Source organism: Imbroritus primus (assembly GCF_964332355.1).
Classification (GTDB): Bacteria; Pseudomonadota; Gammaproteobacteria; order Burkholderiales; family Burkholderiaceae; genus Imbroritus; species Imbroritus primus.
Genome location: NZ_OZ201293.1, coordinates 1,165,257 through 1,180,656, shown reverse-complemented (window position 1 = coordinate 1,180,656; position 15,400 = coordinate 1,165,257). Strand labels below are relative to the sequence as shown.

The 15,400-nt window shown below is 63.9% G+C and carries 17 protein-coding genes; 11 read left to right on the top strand and 6 right to left on the bottom strand.

Going from position 1 to position 15,400, the window contains the following annotated elements; translation table 11 throughout:
* Positions 1–327: 327 nt before the first annotated feature.
* The 4 genes from ACQ3C8_RS05450 (at position 328) to ACQ3C8_RS05435 (ending at position 2,686) form a co-directional block, all read left to right on the top strand.
* A complete protein-coding gene (locus ACQ3C8_RS05450; RefSeq protein WP_428853037.1) occupies positions 328–990 on the top strand; it encodes an energy transducer TonB in 663 nt (220 codons plus the stop codon).
* A gap of 14 nt (positions 991–1,004) precedes the next feature.
* Positions 1,005–1,739: a MotA/TolQ/ExbB proton channel family protein gene (locus ACQ3C8_RS05445; RefSeq protein ID WP_428852741.1), complete on the top strand. Its 735-nt coding sequence runs from the start codon at positions 1,005–1,007 to the stop codon at positions 1,737–1,739.
* Positions 1,740–1,750: 11 nt separating this feature from the next.
* Positions 1,751–2,167 (top strand): ExbD/TolR family protein, encoded by a 417-nt coding sequence (locus ACQ3C8_RS05440; protein ID WP_428852740.1) that lies wholly within the window; start codon positions 1,751–1,753, stop codon positions 2,165–2,167.
* Positions 2,168–2,368: 201 nt separating this feature from the next.
* On the top strand, positions 2,369–2,686 hold the full coding sequence (locus ACQ3C8_RS05435) for a hemin uptake protein HemP (protein ID WP_009521274.1): 318 nt from the start codon (positions 2,369–2,371) through the stop codon (positions 2,684–2,686).
* A 307-nt stretch (positions 2,687–2,993) separates the two neighbouring features.
* Here the strand turns inward: ACQ3C8_RS05435 and ACQ3C8_RS05430 are convergent, their stop codons facing one another.
* From ACQ3C8_RS05430 to ACQ3C8_RS05420, 3 genes are all read right to left on the bottom strand, one after another.
* The gene (locus ACQ3C8_RS05430; protein ID WP_009521275.1) at positions 2,994–3,401 is read right to left on the bottom strand and encodes a GlcG/HbpS family heme-binding protein; all 408 of its coding nucleotides are present in this window, start codon (positions 3,399–3,401) and stop codon (positions 2,994–2,996) included.
* A gap of 261 nt (positions 3,402–3,662) precedes the next feature.
* Positions 3,663–3,974, bottom strand: a complete 312-nt coding sequence (locus tag ACQ3C8_RS05425; RefSeq protein WP_428852739.1) for a hypothetical protein — start codon at positions 3,972–3,974, stop codon at positions 3,663–3,665.
* A 290-nt stretch (positions 3,975–4,264) separates the two neighbouring features.
* Positions 4,265–4,705, bottom strand: coding sequence for a YXWGXW repeat-containing protein (locus ACQ3C8_RS05420; RefSeq protein ID WP_009521277.1), 441 nt, complete (start codon positions 4,703–4,705; stop codon positions 4,265–4,267).
* Positions 4,706–4,940: 235 nt separating this feature from the next.
* On the opposite strand from ACQ3C8_RS05420, the gene ACQ3C8_RS05415 reads away from it, so the two are divergent.
* Positions 4,941–5,411 carry a YbaK/EbsC family protein gene (locus ACQ3C8_RS05415; protein ID WP_428852738.1) on the top strand — a complete coding sequence of 157 codons (471 nt, stop codon included), beginning with the start codon at positions 4,941–4,943 and terminating at the stop codon, positions 5,409–5,411.
* 186 nt (positions 5,412–5,597) lie between these two features.
* Complete coding sequence (gene fdxA, locus ACQ3C8_RS05410) at positions 5,598–5,951, top strand: ferredoxin FdxA (protein WP_428852737.1); 354 nt, start codon at positions 5,598–5,600, stop codon at positions 5,949–5,951.
* On the opposite strand, the gene ACQ3C8_RS05405 is transcribed toward fdxA, so the two are convergent.
* A complete protein-coding gene (locus ACQ3C8_RS05405) occupies positions 5,948–7,741 on the bottom strand; it encodes an NAD(P)-binding protein (protein WP_428852736.1) in 1,794 nt (597 codons plus the stop codon). The genes fdxA and ACQ3C8_RS05405 overlap by 4 nt on opposite strands.
* Complete coding sequence (locus ACQ3C8_RS05400) at positions 7,738–8,994, bottom strand: cytochrome c (protein WP_428852735.1); 1,257 nt, start codon at positions 8,992–8,994, stop codon at positions 7,738–7,740. Before ACQ3C8_RS05400 ends, ACQ3C8_RS05405 begins: the two co-directional genes overlap by 4 nt.
* A gap of 207 nt (positions 8,995–9,201) precedes the next feature.
* Between ACQ3C8_RS05400 and ACQ3C8_RS05395 the strand changes: the two genes are divergently transcribed.
* Positions 9,202–10,620 (top strand): PLP-dependent aminotransferase family protein, encoded by a 1,419-nt coding sequence (locus ACQ3C8_RS05395; protein ID WP_428852734.1) that lies wholly within the window; start codon positions 9,202–9,204, stop codon positions 10,618–10,620.
* 55 nt (positions 10,621–10,675) lie between these two features.
* On the opposite strand, the gene ACQ3C8_RS05390 is transcribed toward ACQ3C8_RS05395, so the two are convergent.
* The gene (locus ACQ3C8_RS05390) at positions 10,676–11,629 is read right to left on the bottom strand and encodes a LysR family transcriptional regulator (RefSeq protein WP_428852733.1); all 954 of its coding nucleotides are present in this window, start codon (positions 11,627–11,629) and stop codon (positions 10,676–10,678) included.
* Positions 11,630–12,003: 374 nt separating this feature from the next.
* Here ACQ3C8_RS05390 and ACQ3C8_RS05385 point away from each other — a divergent pair, with 374 nt between their 5' ends.
* From ACQ3C8_RS05385 to ACQ3C8_RS05370, 4 genes are all read left to right on the top strand, one after another.
* Positions 12,004–12,465, top strand: a complete 462-nt coding sequence (locus ACQ3C8_RS05385) for an RrF2 family transcriptional regulator (RefSeq protein WP_428852732.1) — start codon at positions 12,004–12,006, stop codon at positions 12,463–12,465.
* A gap of 82 nt (positions 12,466–12,547) precedes the next feature.
* The gene (locus ACQ3C8_RS05380; protein WP_428852731.1) at positions 12,548–13,753 is read left to right on the top strand and encodes a globin domain-containing protein; all 1,206 of its coding nucleotides are present in this window, start codon (positions 12,548–12,550) and stop codon (positions 13,751–13,753) included.
* Positions 13,754–13,774: 21 nt separating this feature from the next.
* Entirely contained in the window at positions 13,775–14,977 is a 1,203-nt protein-coding gene (locus ACQ3C8_RS05375; protein ID WP_428852730.1) for an NnrS family protein, read from the top strand.
* Positions 14,978–15,038: 61 nt separating this feature from the next.
* The gene (locus ACQ3C8_RS05370; protein ID WP_428852729.1) at positions 15,039–15,374 is read left to right on the top strand and encodes a cupin domain-containing protein; all 336 of its coding nucleotides are present in this window, start codon (positions 15,039–15,041) and stop codon (positions 15,372–15,374) included.
* The last annotated feature ends 26 nt before the right edge of the window (positions 15,375–15,400 follow it).

The window sequence follows — 15,400 nt, the reverse complement described above, 5'->3', positions numbered from 1 at the left end:
CACGCCCTGCACGTGCAGCGGTGGCCGTTCTTTTCACGTAAAGTGAAAGGACAAACCTTACAAATAAGAATCATTATCGTTTATAATTCGCGCTGGCAGAACGCAGATACACATGCACACGACGCGCATACGCGTCCGGCCTCTGTGCGTCATAACAGCGCAGCCACTCCCCCACGGCCGATGATTTCAGTCAGGAGGGCGTACGATGGAATTGCTGTTGAGTCTTGTGATTGGGTGTGGTGTCTCCCTCATCATTTTTTCGCGATGATGAAGGCAGCCACGCCAGAATTGGCGGTCCATGCTGCCGGCCACCCCAGTATTGCTAACATGTTCGATCAACGATTACTGAAAGTCACCTTCGCCGTCGTGCTGCTGCACGTCGGCCTGGTCTACCTGCTGCAATCCGGTCTTGGCCGCCGTATCAGCGAAGCTGTCATCGCCCCGGAAATCGTCGCCCGCATCATCCCTGCCGATATCCCCGCCCCGCCTGCACCGGAGCCGCCCAAGCCGATCAAGAAGCAGGAACAGCCCAAACCCGTCAAGGTCACCCCGCCCCGGCCGCAGCCCAAACTGACGCCTACGCCGCTGCCGCCCGCGCCGGATCTTCCGCCAGTGCCGACAGCCCCTGTCGTGGCCGCTGCTCCACCGACCCCGCCCGCCCCGGCCCCGGTTCCGGAAACCCCGGCGCCTGCGGCACCGAGCGTTCCGCGCGCCGTCGGCCTCGGCGAAATTCAGTGCACGCGCCCCGCGCCGTCCTATCCGCCGGTCGCGCGCAGAATGGGTGAGGAAGGCCGCGCGGTCATCAAGATCGTGACCGACGACACCGGCCGCGTCATCCGCTCGACGATTGTCGAATCGAGCGGCTCCTCGCGCCTGGATCAGGCAGCCATGGACGCGGTTCGCAACATGCGCTGCAAACCCTATACGGAAAATGGCCGGGCAGTCTCGGCCACGGCCAACCAGCCGATTGTCTTCAAACTCGATAACTGACCTCTGGACTCGCTATGCAAGAACTTTCCATCGCCCAAGTGTGGTCACAAGGCGACTTCGTCATTCGCGCCACCGCCATCATCCTGCTGGCCATGTCGCTCGCCTCGTGGATCGTGATCCTGATGAAGGGCTGGGACCTGTTCCGGCTCAAAGCCATGGCCTTCGGAGCGGAAAAGAAATTCTGGCACTCCGATGATTTCGACCATGCCCTGGAAACCCTCGGCAGCAACCAGAACAATCCGTTCCTGACACTCGCCGTGGCCGGCCGCGAAGCTGCCCAGCACCATCGCGCCAGCCAGCCGCAGCTGCATGACGTGATGGACATTTCCGACTGGCTCACGCGCTCGCTCAAGAGCTCCATCGACGAGTCGGTATCGCGCCTGCAATCGGGCCTGGCGATCCTGGCTTCGGTCGGCTCGACTGCACCGTTTGTGGGCCTCTTCGGGACCGTCTGGGGCATTTACCACGCGCTGGTTGGCCTGGGCGCCTCCGGCGTGCCGACGATTGACAAGGTCGCCGGTCCGGTCGGCGAGGCGCTGATCATGACCGCCTTTGGCCTTGCCGTCGCCATTCCCGCAGTGCTCGGCTACAACGCGCTGACCCGTGGTAACAAGTCGGTGATCTCGAAACTCAATCGTTTCGCCCACGACCTGCACGCCTACTTCGTGACCGGCAGCCGTGTGCGTCCGGGCAATGTGCGCGGCGCCATGGACGACAGCGTGCGCCTGGCGTCAGTCAAGGCTCAGTAAGGAGCACAGTCATGGCATTTGGCACCTTCGACTCCGACGACGAGGTAATGAACGAGATCAACATGACGCCGCTGGTTGACGTCATGCTGGTACTGCTGATCATCTTCATCGTGACGATTCCCGTGATCAACCATGCGGTCAAGATCGACCTCCCACGCGCAACCAACCAGCCGAACGACGACAAGCCGCAGAACATCAACCTGTCGATCGATGCCGAAGGCAAGATCACCTGGAACAATGCGCCGGTGGCCGACGAAGCCGAGCTGGAGGCAAACATCGCCCTCGCAGCGCAGCGGCAGCCGCAGCCGGAACTGCATCTGCGCGCCGACCGTAGCGTGCGCTATGAGCGCGTGGCCGAGGTCATGGCCGCCGCGCAGCGTGGCGGACTGGGCAAAATCGGTTTCATTACCGAACCGCGGACCCAGTGATGCCGCTGTCAGCCGCGACCCTCACGCCGGGCACGGCCCAATCGAAAGCGCCTTCGGGCGCTTTTTTCGTGCGCCCGCCCCCGCCTCTCATGGAATACCCATAAAATATGTACGGGTTATATTGAATGATAACGATTCTCATTTAATATAACACCCACGACATACGCACTGCATACCGCAGGCCTTTCAACCGGAGAATCCATGCTCGCTGCCGCCCTTACCAGCCAATCAGCCGAAGTCTCCCGCCAACCCGCTGAAATTTCTCGCCGCCGCCTTTCGCTGCGGCACGTCCGGGTGGCACCGGCGCGCGACATGCACCGGGAAGCCGCGCTTCGGACCGAAACGATCCTGGCGCCCCTGATGATGCCGACACGCGCTGCTGCCAACGAGAAAAAGCCGGCAACACCGCTGACGACCGAAAAGATGTTCCAGGGCCAGGGCTCGCTCGAGATCCTGCACAACGGCGAAGCCTACACCCTGCGGATCACCAGCAAGGGCAAGCTGATCCTGACCAAGTAACGATCACCGCCGCACGACCTGTCTGCGCGATACGTTGGGCAGGACGGGCAGCAACACCGTCTTTTGTGGGGACCACCTCCCAGCGAGGTGTTAGGCGTTAGCCAGCCAACCGGTGCAGAAAAACTGCTAGACCCCGTTTGCGTCTTGCACCGGCCAGCCAGCCAGGCCCTCTTTTTATTCCGCCCGCCGCCTTTTACCGGCGGACAACAAAAAACGCCGCATCTGCGGCGTTTTTTTCGTCCGGAACATGCATCCGGTGCAGGGTCGGCGGCACCCACGCTCCCGGAACGCAGACCGCGCGGAATGCTCAGAGGCCCAGTGCAGCGATACCCGCCTTGGCAATCTGCGCATCTTCCGATGATTTCACACCAGACACACCTACCGCGGCAATGCAGTGGCCATCCACGACGACCGGCACACCGCCTTCCAGCATGCCCTGCAGCGTCGGTGCCGTCACAAACGAGACACGGCCGTTGTTGATCACGTCTTCATAGACTTTCGATTCACGGCAGCCGAGCGCCGAGGTCTTGGCCTTTTCCACGCAGATATGCGACGAAATCGGCGCTGCCTTGTCGAGACGCTGCATCGCCAGCAGATGGCCGCCATCGTCAACCACGGCAATCGACACGGCCCAGCCGTTCTGGGTTGCTTCGGCTTCGGCGGCTGCCATGATCTTCTTCACATCGGCAGCGCTCAGGGCGGACTTCTGGTACATGCGTGGCTCCTTGGGAATTGAGTTTGGCTGCAAGTATACCCCGCCCGTCGCCCGAGCCAAGCCCATGCGGCATGAAGACTCTGCATCGCCACGATGAAAAGTACCGGGCTGGCAACATGATGCTCGCCCACGCTAGCGCAGACATGCCGCCATGGTCCGCTCCATTTCATTTAACGCTGAGCGCCCGACGGGATGGTAAAACCGCTACCAAAGAAAAGAGCCCACAGGGGGCTCTTCTGGTACATACGGTCCGGTTACCGATTACCGGTGGCCGCGTCCGCGCCGGTGTTCATGCTTCCAATGGCGATGACCGTGGCCATATCCCGGATGACGGTAGTAACCGCGCGGCGGGCCGTAATAGTAAGCGGCCGGGGGCGGCGCGTAATACACCGGAGCCGGATGGACGTAGCGCGGAGGCGGTGCGTAATAGACCGGCGGGGGCGCATAGTAGCCGGGGCCAGCCACGACGACGCCAGGCACGCCGACTGCGATGCCAACACGGACATCCGCAGCCGCTGCACCGGACAGCAATGCCGCAGACACGCCAAGGGCCAGCAGGATACGTTGTTTCATGGGGTCTCTCCTGTCGCGTCAGCCGAGCTGAGATATTTTTCGTGCTCTTATTGTAGGTGCGCAGCATCACACAGGGTGCAACCTGTGGGCTAAAGCTGTAAGCAATGGTAACGATGCCCAAAAAGAATCCCGCTGACGACGGGTCAGCGGGAAATGTTTGCCACAAAGGGGAAATGTGGACTTAAGGGGCATCTCGGGGGAGAGTGCACTATCAGTGTAGACAGGCCCCCACGCCCATACTGTCCGCCGTGCACTGAAGTCCTTGTCGGTGCATGGCCTACAAAACTCCCTCAATGGCGGTGGCCGTACGCATGGCCGCGGCCGGGGTGACGGTCATGCCGGTCATCGCGGTTGGCTTGCCGGTATCCCTGGCGGTAACCACGGTCGTAGACGCGTTCCCGACGGTCAGCCCGACGCTCGGCGCGCCACTGCTCGCGCTCGAAGCGCCAGCCATCGCCAGCGCGCACCCAGTGCGGCGCAGCATAAGCGTAGCCGGGACGCGCGCGCACCCAGTGACCGCGCTGCCACACATGGCGCTGGTTTTCCCAGCCCCAGTAACCCGGGGCCCAGACATAGCCGGCACGCGGCGCCGGGACGGGCTCGTAACGCACCGGCGGCGGTGCCACACCAACCGAAATGCTCACGCCAACCGCAGCCTGTGCGGTCATCGGCACAGCGGCCAGGGAAGCAGCGGCAAGCGCGGCGGCGGCCAGGATCTGACGTGTCTTCATGGGATCGCTCCTTTGCTGATCGAGTAGATGCAGTCTAGCGAGACCTTCCGTAAAGTTGTGTGCCGTATCTGTATCTCTGTGTTTCGGGTGTAACCAGTCCCGCACACCATGCGCATGACTGGACCGTAACCCGAAAAGCTACAATCACGGCTGCGCCATGCATGGTGTATATGCCACTCGCGCGCAACCATCCTGCCGGTTTTGAACCAGCTTTCCAACACAACCGCTCCAGACCATGACCGTCGAATCCGTTCGCACCTTCTTCGCCGCGCGGCAGCTTGCCATTCCAATTATCGAACTCGACACGAGTACCGCCACCGTGGCGCTGGCGGCGGAAGCACACGGGGTCGAGCCAGGCCGCATCGCCAAGACACTGTCGTTCCGCCTCACGGACGACCGGGTGATCCTGCTGGTCGCCAAAGGGGACGCGCGAGTCGACAACCGCAAGTTCAAGGAGCAGTTCGGCAAAGGCCGCATGCTGGCGGCCGAGGACGTGCAAGCAATCACAGGGCACCCGGTCGGCGGCGTCTGCCCATTCGGGCTGGCGACGCCATTGCCCGTTTACGTGGATGTTTCGCTACAGGCATATGACGAAGTCCTGCCGGCAGCAGGCGGTGTCCACACGGCGGTGCGTATCGCCCCGGCGGAGCTCGTGCGCATCACCGAGGCGCAATGGGTGGATGTCTGCCAGGCAGACGCGCCGTAGCAGCACGCATCGCCCATACATGCGCAGCGCCCCTGGGGGCATAGCGTGGCCGGGTTACACAGGTTCAGAAAATCTGCAGGACTGCATCAAGATTGCGGCATCCTGCCGCATGGCGAACCTGGCACCATGGTCAGGTCTGCCCGTCGCCTGTTGACGGTGCCCCCTGCCGCCTGCCCTCGCACCATCATGCCTTTTGTCGTCACCGAAGCCTGTATCCAATGCCGCTACACCGATTGCGTGGACGTTTGCCCGATGGACTGCTTCCATGCGGGACCAAATTTCCTGGTCATCGATCCCGATGGCTGCATCGATTGCTCGATGTGCGTGGCCGAATGCCCGGTCGGCGCCATCTATTCCGCTGACGATCTCCCGCCCGAGCAGCAGCATTTCATTGCCCTGAACGCCACGCTTTCGCAGCGCCCGGACTGGCCGGTCCTGCCGCAATCGGAAGCGCCGTTGCCGGAACACGAAAAGTGGGCCGAGGTCCGCAACAAATTCGAGTACCTCGACACCTCTCCGCCTGGCACGCCAGCAGGCTAGCGGAACGCTTCCACCGCACGTGCCGCCTGCTCGATGGCGGCGCCGACAGACGGGCTGCCACCTGCATCGCTGTTGGCAATGGTCACGCGCCCCGCCGGGGCGGCTGCCGCCTGCAGCTTTTTCCTCGCGGCCTCGACATCTTCGTACAGGCTGTTCGGCATGCACGCATAGCCATGCGACCAGCGATTCACCGTGATGGCGCGCACTTCCTTCTTCGATGCAAACCCGGCCGGGCCCAGCATGCGATCGAGCTGCCCCAGGACATCGCGCTCCAGTGCCTCATATGGCGTGGCCAGTAACTGCGCACGCCCGGCACGGAATCGCTCGCGCGCTGTCATGCCGCTATCCGGGACCGTCGGCACGTACAGCATGTGCAGCACCACCGGGTCGTCCGGACTCGCGCCCGCTGGCGTCTCGAGCCGGAGATCGGTGTAGCGCTGCGTCGGCGCATGGATGCTGCGTGTCTTGAGCGCATCGAAGGCACGCCAGTTGTCGAGCGCCACCTTGGTGTAGATCAGCGGCGCCTTGACGGCATCGCGCAGTGCGGCTTTCTGCGGCGCGGGGAGTTCCGGCATGATGAAAGGAATCATCATGTTGTAGCCGGCCAGCACGACATGTGTGGTCTCGGCCGCGTACAGCGCCCCATCCACACCATAGGTTACGCGGCTCAGCCGGCGATCCTGCTCCAGTCCGACCACCAGGCTATTGAGCCGCAGGCGTACCTTGGCTTTCTCCTGGTCCAGCTGGGCATAGTCGAATTGCGCCTGTGCAATGCTGTCCGCCGCACCGGCCTTGGCAACGCCGGGAATCAGGTCGCGCACCAGCAGGCGCGCGATGCCGGCATTGCCATCGACGAAACGCAGCCCGGTGTCCGGCGCCTTGCCCAACCATGGATTGTTCACACCCGACGGCATGCCCGCGCCGGCTGGCAGCCCGATCGCCAGCGCATCGAGCACGGATACGCCTTCGCTGTCCAGCGCGTAGGCATCGTTGGTCCGGCTGCGGAAGAAGCGCAGCCCAGCGACGCCCAGTTTCACGCGTTCACGCAGGAAAGCAGCATAGCTGGTACGGCGCAGGTAGGTCGCGCGCTCACCGTCCGGCATGCCTACCAGGAAATCGGTGCTGCCATCGAACAACCGCTGCAATGCGGTACGGTCCTCGGCCGGCAACGGCGCCTGCGCGAGAAACGCTGCGGCGGTTGCGCGTTCAAGGAGCGGATCGCCGGTCAGCAACTGATCGCGCCCAAAATGTTCGCGGTTGAAGAACACCGCACGGCCCAGTCCGCGCTGCGTGTACATTCCCTCGTCCGCCAGGCGCGTGCGAGCATCGAGACCCAGCCCAGCAAACAATGCAGCGACGGCCGGCTGTTCCAGCGCGGAGGCGCGAATACCGGCGCTACCGCCATACGAGACCAAGCGCTTACCACGGACAGTGAACTCGTTGCGGCGCGCATGCCCCCCGAAATCGTCATGGTTCTCGAGAATCAGGATACGTTTGTCCGCGCCGAACTTGCGCCGATAGAACCACGCGGCCGCGAGGCCGCTGATGCCGCCGCCCACGACGACAAGATCGTATACCTCACGGGGCGTCACGGCACGGTACTTCACGCCTTCCCGGCCAAGGCTATGGGCCAGCGCATACGAGCCTGCGTGGTTGCCACGCAGGCCGGTCAATGCTGGCGGATAACCCACGCGCGCCGCGTCCGCCGCATGCAGCAGTGAAGACGGCAGCATGCCGGCGGCGATGCTCAGCGCCGTACCATTCAGAAAATCTCGTCGCGTGATGCTCATGGTTGTCTCACTTGCTTGGCCTGCGCGGCACGATGGCGGCCCACCGTGGCGTCGGTAACGGCCGGCGCGGCATTGCCCCAGCTGGTGCGGATGAAGGTCAGGATGTTGGCCAGTTCCTGGTCGTCGAGGGTCCAGCCATAGGCTGGCATGTGGTACTCGGCAGGTCCGGTGGCGACGTTCGCAGTCACCGCACCGTCCAGCAGCAGGCGGATGAGCGATGCAGGATCGGGATCGGCCACTACAGCGTTACCGGCCAGCGGCGGAAACACCCGGCGGAAACCCTTGCCGTCTACGCCATGGCAGGCCATGCAGTACTCGGCATAACGCCGCGCGCCGGGCTTGTCGAGACGGCCCTGGGCCAGGGCCTCGGCGACGGCCGGATCGTAGCGGAACGGCGTCTTCTCGCCGCGCACGCCCGGCAAGGTCTTCAGATAGGTAGCGATGGCCAGCGCATCGCGTTGCGTGAGATATTGCGTACCGCCAGAAATCACTTCCGACATCGGGCCGAAGGACGTTGCGTGGGCGTTGCGTCCGGTACGCAGGTACTCGGCCACCTCTTCGCGCGACCATGCACCCAGCCCGGTGATCTGGTCTCCCGTGAGGTTCGGCGCGGACCAACCGTCGACACGCGCTCCGGCGAGATACAGGCTGCTGCGCTCGTCCAGCGCCCGCTCCGCCGCCACCACGTTGCGCGGCGTATGACAGGCACCGCAATGCGCGACTGCCTGGGTGAGATAGGCGCCGCGATTCCATTCGGCCGACTTGCCCGCATCCGGCTGATAAGGCTTGCTGTCCACGAACAGCCAGTTCCAGATCGCCAGCGGCCAGCGCATGCCCAGCAGCCACGGGATCTCCGGCGCAGGCGTCGCCTGGCGCACCGGCTTGACGGCATGCTTCAGGTACACGTACAGCGCATCGATGTCGTCATCGCTCAGCCCTGCGTACGACGGATACGGCATGGCCGGATACAGCCGCTTGCCATGCCTGGCGACACCGCGCCGTACCGCCTGCTCGAACTCGTCACGCGAGTAGGCGCCGATGCCAGTCTCGGGATCGGGGGTGATGTTGGTGGAGTACACCGTGCCAAGCGGCGTCTTGAGCGGCAAGCCTCCTGCCAGCGGTGCGCCGCCAGGCGCGGTATGGCAGGACATGCAATTGCCGACGGTGGCCAGATACTGGCCACGGCTCAGCTGGGCGCTATCGGCTGACGCAGCCATCGCTGCACAGGGCACAGCCAGTGCCAGGGCCAGCATGGCCCGTTGAAGATATCGGGTGATCACAGCAATGGGTCTGGATTCGTAGGGTCGGAAAGGTTGAACTACACGTACGCGAGTTGTGTCAGGGTGCAGTATGACGAGCCCCAAGAAAAAGTAACAGAACCAGTTTCATGTTAATTTACCGTATCAGATTGTCAGTCAGAGCGTCGATTAAACCAACTACCCAAGAACCACTCCACTCCCATGAAACGCTACGAAGCGCTGGCCGAGGCGCTCTCCCGCGACATCCGCAACGGTAAGCTGCCACCCGGCACCAAGATGCCATCGATCCGCACCACGGTGGCGCAGTATGGCGTGAGTCCGTCGACCGCCTTCCAGGCCTACTACCGGCTGGAGGAACGTGGTCTGGTCCGCGCCCGCGAACGTTCGGGCTACTACGTCGCCGGAACGCCGGGCCGCACGCTGCCGCCGCCCGGCATGACGCGTTCGCGCAAGGTATCGACAAGCGTGGACATCTCCGAACTGGTGTTCTCGGTGCTCGATGCGGCACGGGACCCGCGGCTCGTACAACTGGGATCGGCATTTCCGTCCCCTGAGCTGTTTCCGTGGGCGCGGCTCGGCAAGTCGCTCGCCCGCGCGGGGCGTGCCATCGACCCCTGGTTGTCGGTCGCCGATATGCCGCCCGGCAATCCGGCGCTGCGTCAGCAGATCGCTCTGCGCTATCTCGGCGCTGGCATTCCGCAACCGACGGAGGACATCATCGTCACCAACGGCGCATTGGAAGCGCTCAATCTGTGCCTGATGGCCGTGACGCGGCCCGGCGATGTAGTCGCCATCGAATCGCCGGGCTTCTACGCGGCGCTGCAGGCGCTTGAGCGGCTTGGCCTGAAAGCCGTGGAGATCCCCGTGCACCCCAGCGAGGGCATTGATCTCGCCGCCCTCGCCGATGCACTCAAGCGTCATCCGGTGCGTGCCTGCTGGTTCATGACGCAGTTCCAGAATCCCATGGGCGCGAGCATGACCGCGGACAAGAAGAAAGCGCTGGTCGAACTGCTGACCCGCCATCAGGTTCCGCTGATCGAGGATGATGTCTACGGCGAGCTGTATTTCGGCAGCCGCAGCCCGGTGCCGGCCAAGGCGTTCGATACCGAGGGACTGGTCATGCATTGCGGCTCGTTTTCAAAGACGCTCGCACCCGGCTTCCGCATCGGCTGGGCTGCCCCCGGGCGCTTTGGCGATGCCATCCAGCGGCAGAAACTGATGACGACGCTGTCGGCAAGCATTCCCGCCCAGCTGGCAATCGCCGAGTACTTGCAGAACGGCGGCTACGACAAGCACCTGCGCAAGCTGCGCCACGCGCTCGAGACCCAGCAGGGCCAGTTGCTCAAAGCCATTGGGCGCGACTTTCCGGAAGACGTGCGCGTCTCCCGGCCGGCAGGCGGATATTTTCTGTGGGTCGAGTTCCCACGTGAATTCGACGCGCTGGCGCTACATCGCGAAGCGCTCGAGCACGACATCTCGATTGCGCCTGGCCCGATTTTCTCGGCGCGCCGCAGCTATCGCAACTGCATCCGCCTCAACTATGGGCAAGCGTGGACCGAGGCGACGGAACAGGCCATGCAGACCCTTGGCGCACTGGCGCACCGGCAGTTGTCGCAATAGCAGCGCTGGCTGCGAAGCCCCAGCAGCAGCACAACCGCCATACAGCCTGGCAAGATCAGACGCGCGTCTCGGTGGGCACACCCAATGGTGTCGCATCGACCCATGCACCGCTGCGGCACAGGTGGCGCACCAGCGTATCCAGCATCTGCAGAACCGCCGTGGCGGCAGCCGTCAGCGGTACACGGCGCGACGCACATACCGCCACCACCCTCACCAGCGGCGGCGATACCACGGGCACAGCCACCAGCCCGCCGCTGTCGATGTCGGCCTTGAGCGGCATCACCGGTAACAGCGTGTGTCCGATACCCGCGAGCAGAGTCGACCGCAGAATGCTGACAGAACTGATATCGGCAATCACATGCGGCGCACCATAGCCGCGCTCCCGCGCCATCCGCTCGATGATCGGCCGCACGCCATGGCGGCCGGCAGGCAATACGAGCGGCATCGACAACGCCTTGCGCAACGATACCGACCGAGGCCCCTCACCCCGGTCGGGCCGGCGTGAGACCAGGCACAGCCGCTCGCTCGCCAGCAGCCTCGTATCGAACTCGGACAGGTCGCCGTTATCGAACAGCACCGCCAGGTGCAGCGAACCGGTACGCAGCTGGTCAGTCAGCGTGCCCGTCAGCTCTTCCGTCAATTCGAGCTCGACATTCGGCAAGGCAGCGCGTACTGCTTGCAGCAGCGGAAGCGCCAGCACGTTGGAAATACTTTGCGGCAATCCGATCACCACCTTGCCGGCGGGCTCGCCTGGTGCGCTGCGCACGCTGGCGCGGGCGTCCTCGGTCTGACGCAGGATGGCCTTGGCATGTGGCAGAAACGCATGTCCCGCCTCGGTCAGCTCGACGCCGCGGTGTGCGCGGTGCAGCAACTGCACGCCGAGTTCCCGCTCGAGCTGCGCGAGCTGATGACTGAGCGCCGACTGCGCGATAAACACCTTCTCGGCCGCGCGCGAAAAGCTGCCGTGTTCCGCAATCGCCACCAGATACCGCAGCTGCCGAAGTTCCATGAGGCTTCCCAAAAGACATACCCACCACAGGATAACGCATACCATCTGTTTTCAAGATAGTTTTAGCGACATTCTATATTTGTCAGATGGATTGTTCAGGCGTGTAATGACACCAGCCGACACGCTTCGCATACCCCACGACGGCACAACCGCTGTGGCCCGGTGTTGAACGAACACCCTGCCGACCAGGCAAACCGGTATGCGCAGCCCCGCCTTTCGATCGGAAGGCGGCGTCCGACGGCCACCTGACAGCTGGGACCGGTGGTCGGGATGTGCAGAGACAACACAGCCACATCACAGCCACATCACAGCCACATGAATATGTTGCATTTAAAATGCAAATTTAATATCATGGCGCCATCACGGAGCCTGTCATGCGTCTCACGCGTTTTTCCGATATCGGCTTGCGAGTGCTGATGTATCTCGCCAGCGATGCCCGCACCACCCCGGTCACCGTGGCCGAGGTGGCGCAGCAGTTCGCCATTCCGCACAACCACCTGGTCAAGGCCGTGGGTGCACTGGCCAAGCTGGGATGGGTGGATGCGACACGCGGCCGCCACGGCGGCATCCGTCTCGGCATTGCCGCCGAGCAGCTGCACATCGGTACCGTCTTGCGGGCGCTGGAAGGCGATGATGAAGTCGTCGACTGCCAGGGACTGGATTGCGCCCTGTCCGGCGACTGCCTGCTGCGCCATGCCCTGCGTGCCGGCCAGGATGCGTTCTACGCCACCATGAACCGCTATACGTTGCGCGATATCGTGGGGGCCGGCACCGGTGCCCAGATCATTCGCCTGCATCGGGAATTTCTGGGTCGCACGGCCAGCGCCGCGCACTGAGACCCGTTTGTCATGCCACGGACGACCGTGGTTTTTTTAGGTACTTAAAGTTGCATTTTATATGCAACATTGGAGAAAAACGATGTTGTCCGCCGAAGCCCGCCCGTACATCGACGCCAGCGTTCCCGTGCTGCGCGAACATGGACTGGCCATCACCACCACGTTTTACCGCAACATGTTCGCCGCCCATCCGGAGCTGACGAACCTGTTCAACATGGGCAACCAGGCCAGCGGCGCACAGCAGCAATCCCTCGCATCGGCCGTGTTTGCCTATGCGGCAAACATCGACAACGCAGCGGCGCTCGGCCCGGTGGTCAGCCGGATCGTGCACAAGCATGCCTCGGTCGGCATCACCGCCGAACACTATCCGATCGTTGGCCGGCATCTGCTCGGCGCCATCCAGGAAACCCTCGGCGCTGCCGCCACGCCGGACCTGCTGAGCGCGTGGGAAGAAGCCTACGGACTGCTCGCGCATGCGCTGATTACCGAGGAGCGCAAGCTGTACGAAGCCGCCGGCACCGCTCCCGGCGCACTGCAGTCGATGCGCGTGGTGGGCCTCGAGAACCAGGGTACGCTGGCGCGTTCGTTCACGCTGGCGCCCATGGATGGCGAAGCGACACCCGACTTCGTTCCCGGCCAGTATGTGAGCGTCGCCGTCGACCTGCCCGGCGGCCTGCGCCAGTTGCGCCAGTACAGCCTGTCGGACGCCCCCGGCCAGCCGACGCTGCGCATCTCGGTCAAGCGTGAAGTCGCCGGCCAGGAAACGCCCGCCGGCCAGGTGTCGAACTGGTTGCACGACAATCTCGAAGTGGGCGGCACGCTCGCCATCACCAAGCCATTCGGTGACTTCCAGCCCGACGTGCGCAGCACCACGCCGATCGTTCTGCTATCCGCCGGCATCGGCATCACGCCAATGATCGGCACGCTCAACGCAATCGCCCGATGCCACCCGCAGCGCGAAGTCGTCTTCGGCTACGCCGCACGGGATGCCGCGCATCATCCGCACCGCCAGGACCTGGCCGACGCGCAAGCCCGCATGCCGAACCTGCGGACCGCCGTATTCTATGAGACGCTCGATACCGCCGCGCAGCCGTCCACAGGCATCTTCGCCGGACGGATGGATGTCGCCCGGCTGCCGGTCTGGGCCTACGCCGACCAACCGGTGTACCTGTGCGGTCCGTTGCCGTTCATGCAGGTACAGTGGCGTGACCTGGTTGCCGCTGGTGTACCGCCCACGCGCATCCACCGCGAAGTGTTCGGCCCCGATCTGCTCGACCACCTGCTCTGATCTTTGACACCCGGACAGGCCATGCACGAGACAACTTCCCACGGCGCTAACATGTCGCGCCAGCCTGCTGCACGCCACGCGCTGTGGGCACTCGGGTTCCGGCCGTTCTACCTGCTGGGCGCGCTGCTGAGTGCAGCCGGCATGTTGCTGTGGATCCTGCAACTCTCACCGCATGCGCCTGGCGTGCCGCTGCCCGGCGGCATGCCGGCCATGTTGTGGCATGCACATGAAATGGTATTCGGCTTCACGTTCGCCATCATTGCCGGCTTTCTGCTGACCGCCGTACGCGCCTGGACCGGCCAGCCGACCCCTGATGGCTGGCGGCTGGCTGCACTGGCCGCGCTGTGGCTGCTCGGCCGATTCTTCGCCGCAGGTCCATATCCGCTGCTTGCGGCCGTGACCGTTACCGCTTTCCCGCTCGCTGTGGCGTGGGCCATCTCCGGGGCGTTGTGGCGTTCCGGTAACCGGCGTAATTTTTTCTTCATCGCCCTGCTGGTCGCGCTGGCAGCTTCCAGCGCAAGCTTTCATCTGGCCTTGGCGGGCCGCCTGCCGATTTCACCGCTGGATGGCCTCCATATCGCACTCGATGTGGTGCTGTTCATCATCGCCGTCATCGGTGGCCGTGTCATCCCCATGTTCACCAACAACGGCGTCCCCGGCACGCGGGCCACGCGTCGCCAGTGGATCGAGCGTGCCGCACTCGGTCTGTTGCTGGCCTTGCTGGCCGCGCATGTACTGGCCTTGCCTGAGGGCATACAGGCTGCGCTGGCGCTCGCCGCCGCTGCCGCTCATGCAGCGCGCCTGCACGGCTGGCAACCGTGGCGTACGCTGCGTACGCCTCTGGTCTGGATCCTGCACGCTGGCTATGCATGGCTCGTCGTGCACCTGGTCCTGCGCGGACTGGCGCATCTGCACCTTGTCCCTGCCGTGCTGGCAACGCATGCGTTGACGGCAGGCACCATCGGCGCCATGACGATCGGCATGATGACGCGCACCGCGCGCGGTCACACTGGCCGTCCGTTGCGCGCCGACCGCTGGGAGATTACAGCCTATCTCTTGATCCTCTGCGCCGCTTTCGTGCGCGTAGCCGGCGGCGCATGGCCAGCCGCCTACGGCAGTGCCATGCTCGCCTCGGGCTTGATGTGGGCGGCCGGCTTTGGCATTTATGCCGTCCGCTACTGGCCGGTGCTCAGCCGGCCGCGGCTGGACGGCAAGCCAGGCTGACTTGAACTTCCGTGCACGCCGGGGTTCAATAGAGACACCAACCCTGCACGGAGGAGACCTCATGGCCATGCCGCATGCCGCCCCTGGCGAGCTCATCGATCTCCACCCCAACGGCGCTTCGCTGCTCGAGACGGCAACCCAGGCGTTCTTCAAGACCGATCACCTCGAAGTGATGCGGCTGGTGCTGCTCAGCGGGGAACGCTTTCCCGAGCACCAGGTCGCCGGTGAAGTCACCATCCAGTGTCTCGCAGGAAAAGTCCGGCTCCAGCTCGGCGCGCGGTCGGTGGAGATGACGGCCGGCACCCTGCTGTTCCTGCTGGGCGGCACTCCACATGCACTTGAAGCCCTGGAGGATGCCGCCATCCTGGTGACTATCCTGTTGCCGGCCAAGCAATAGTCAGGCGCCCTGCACACCTCCCCCCA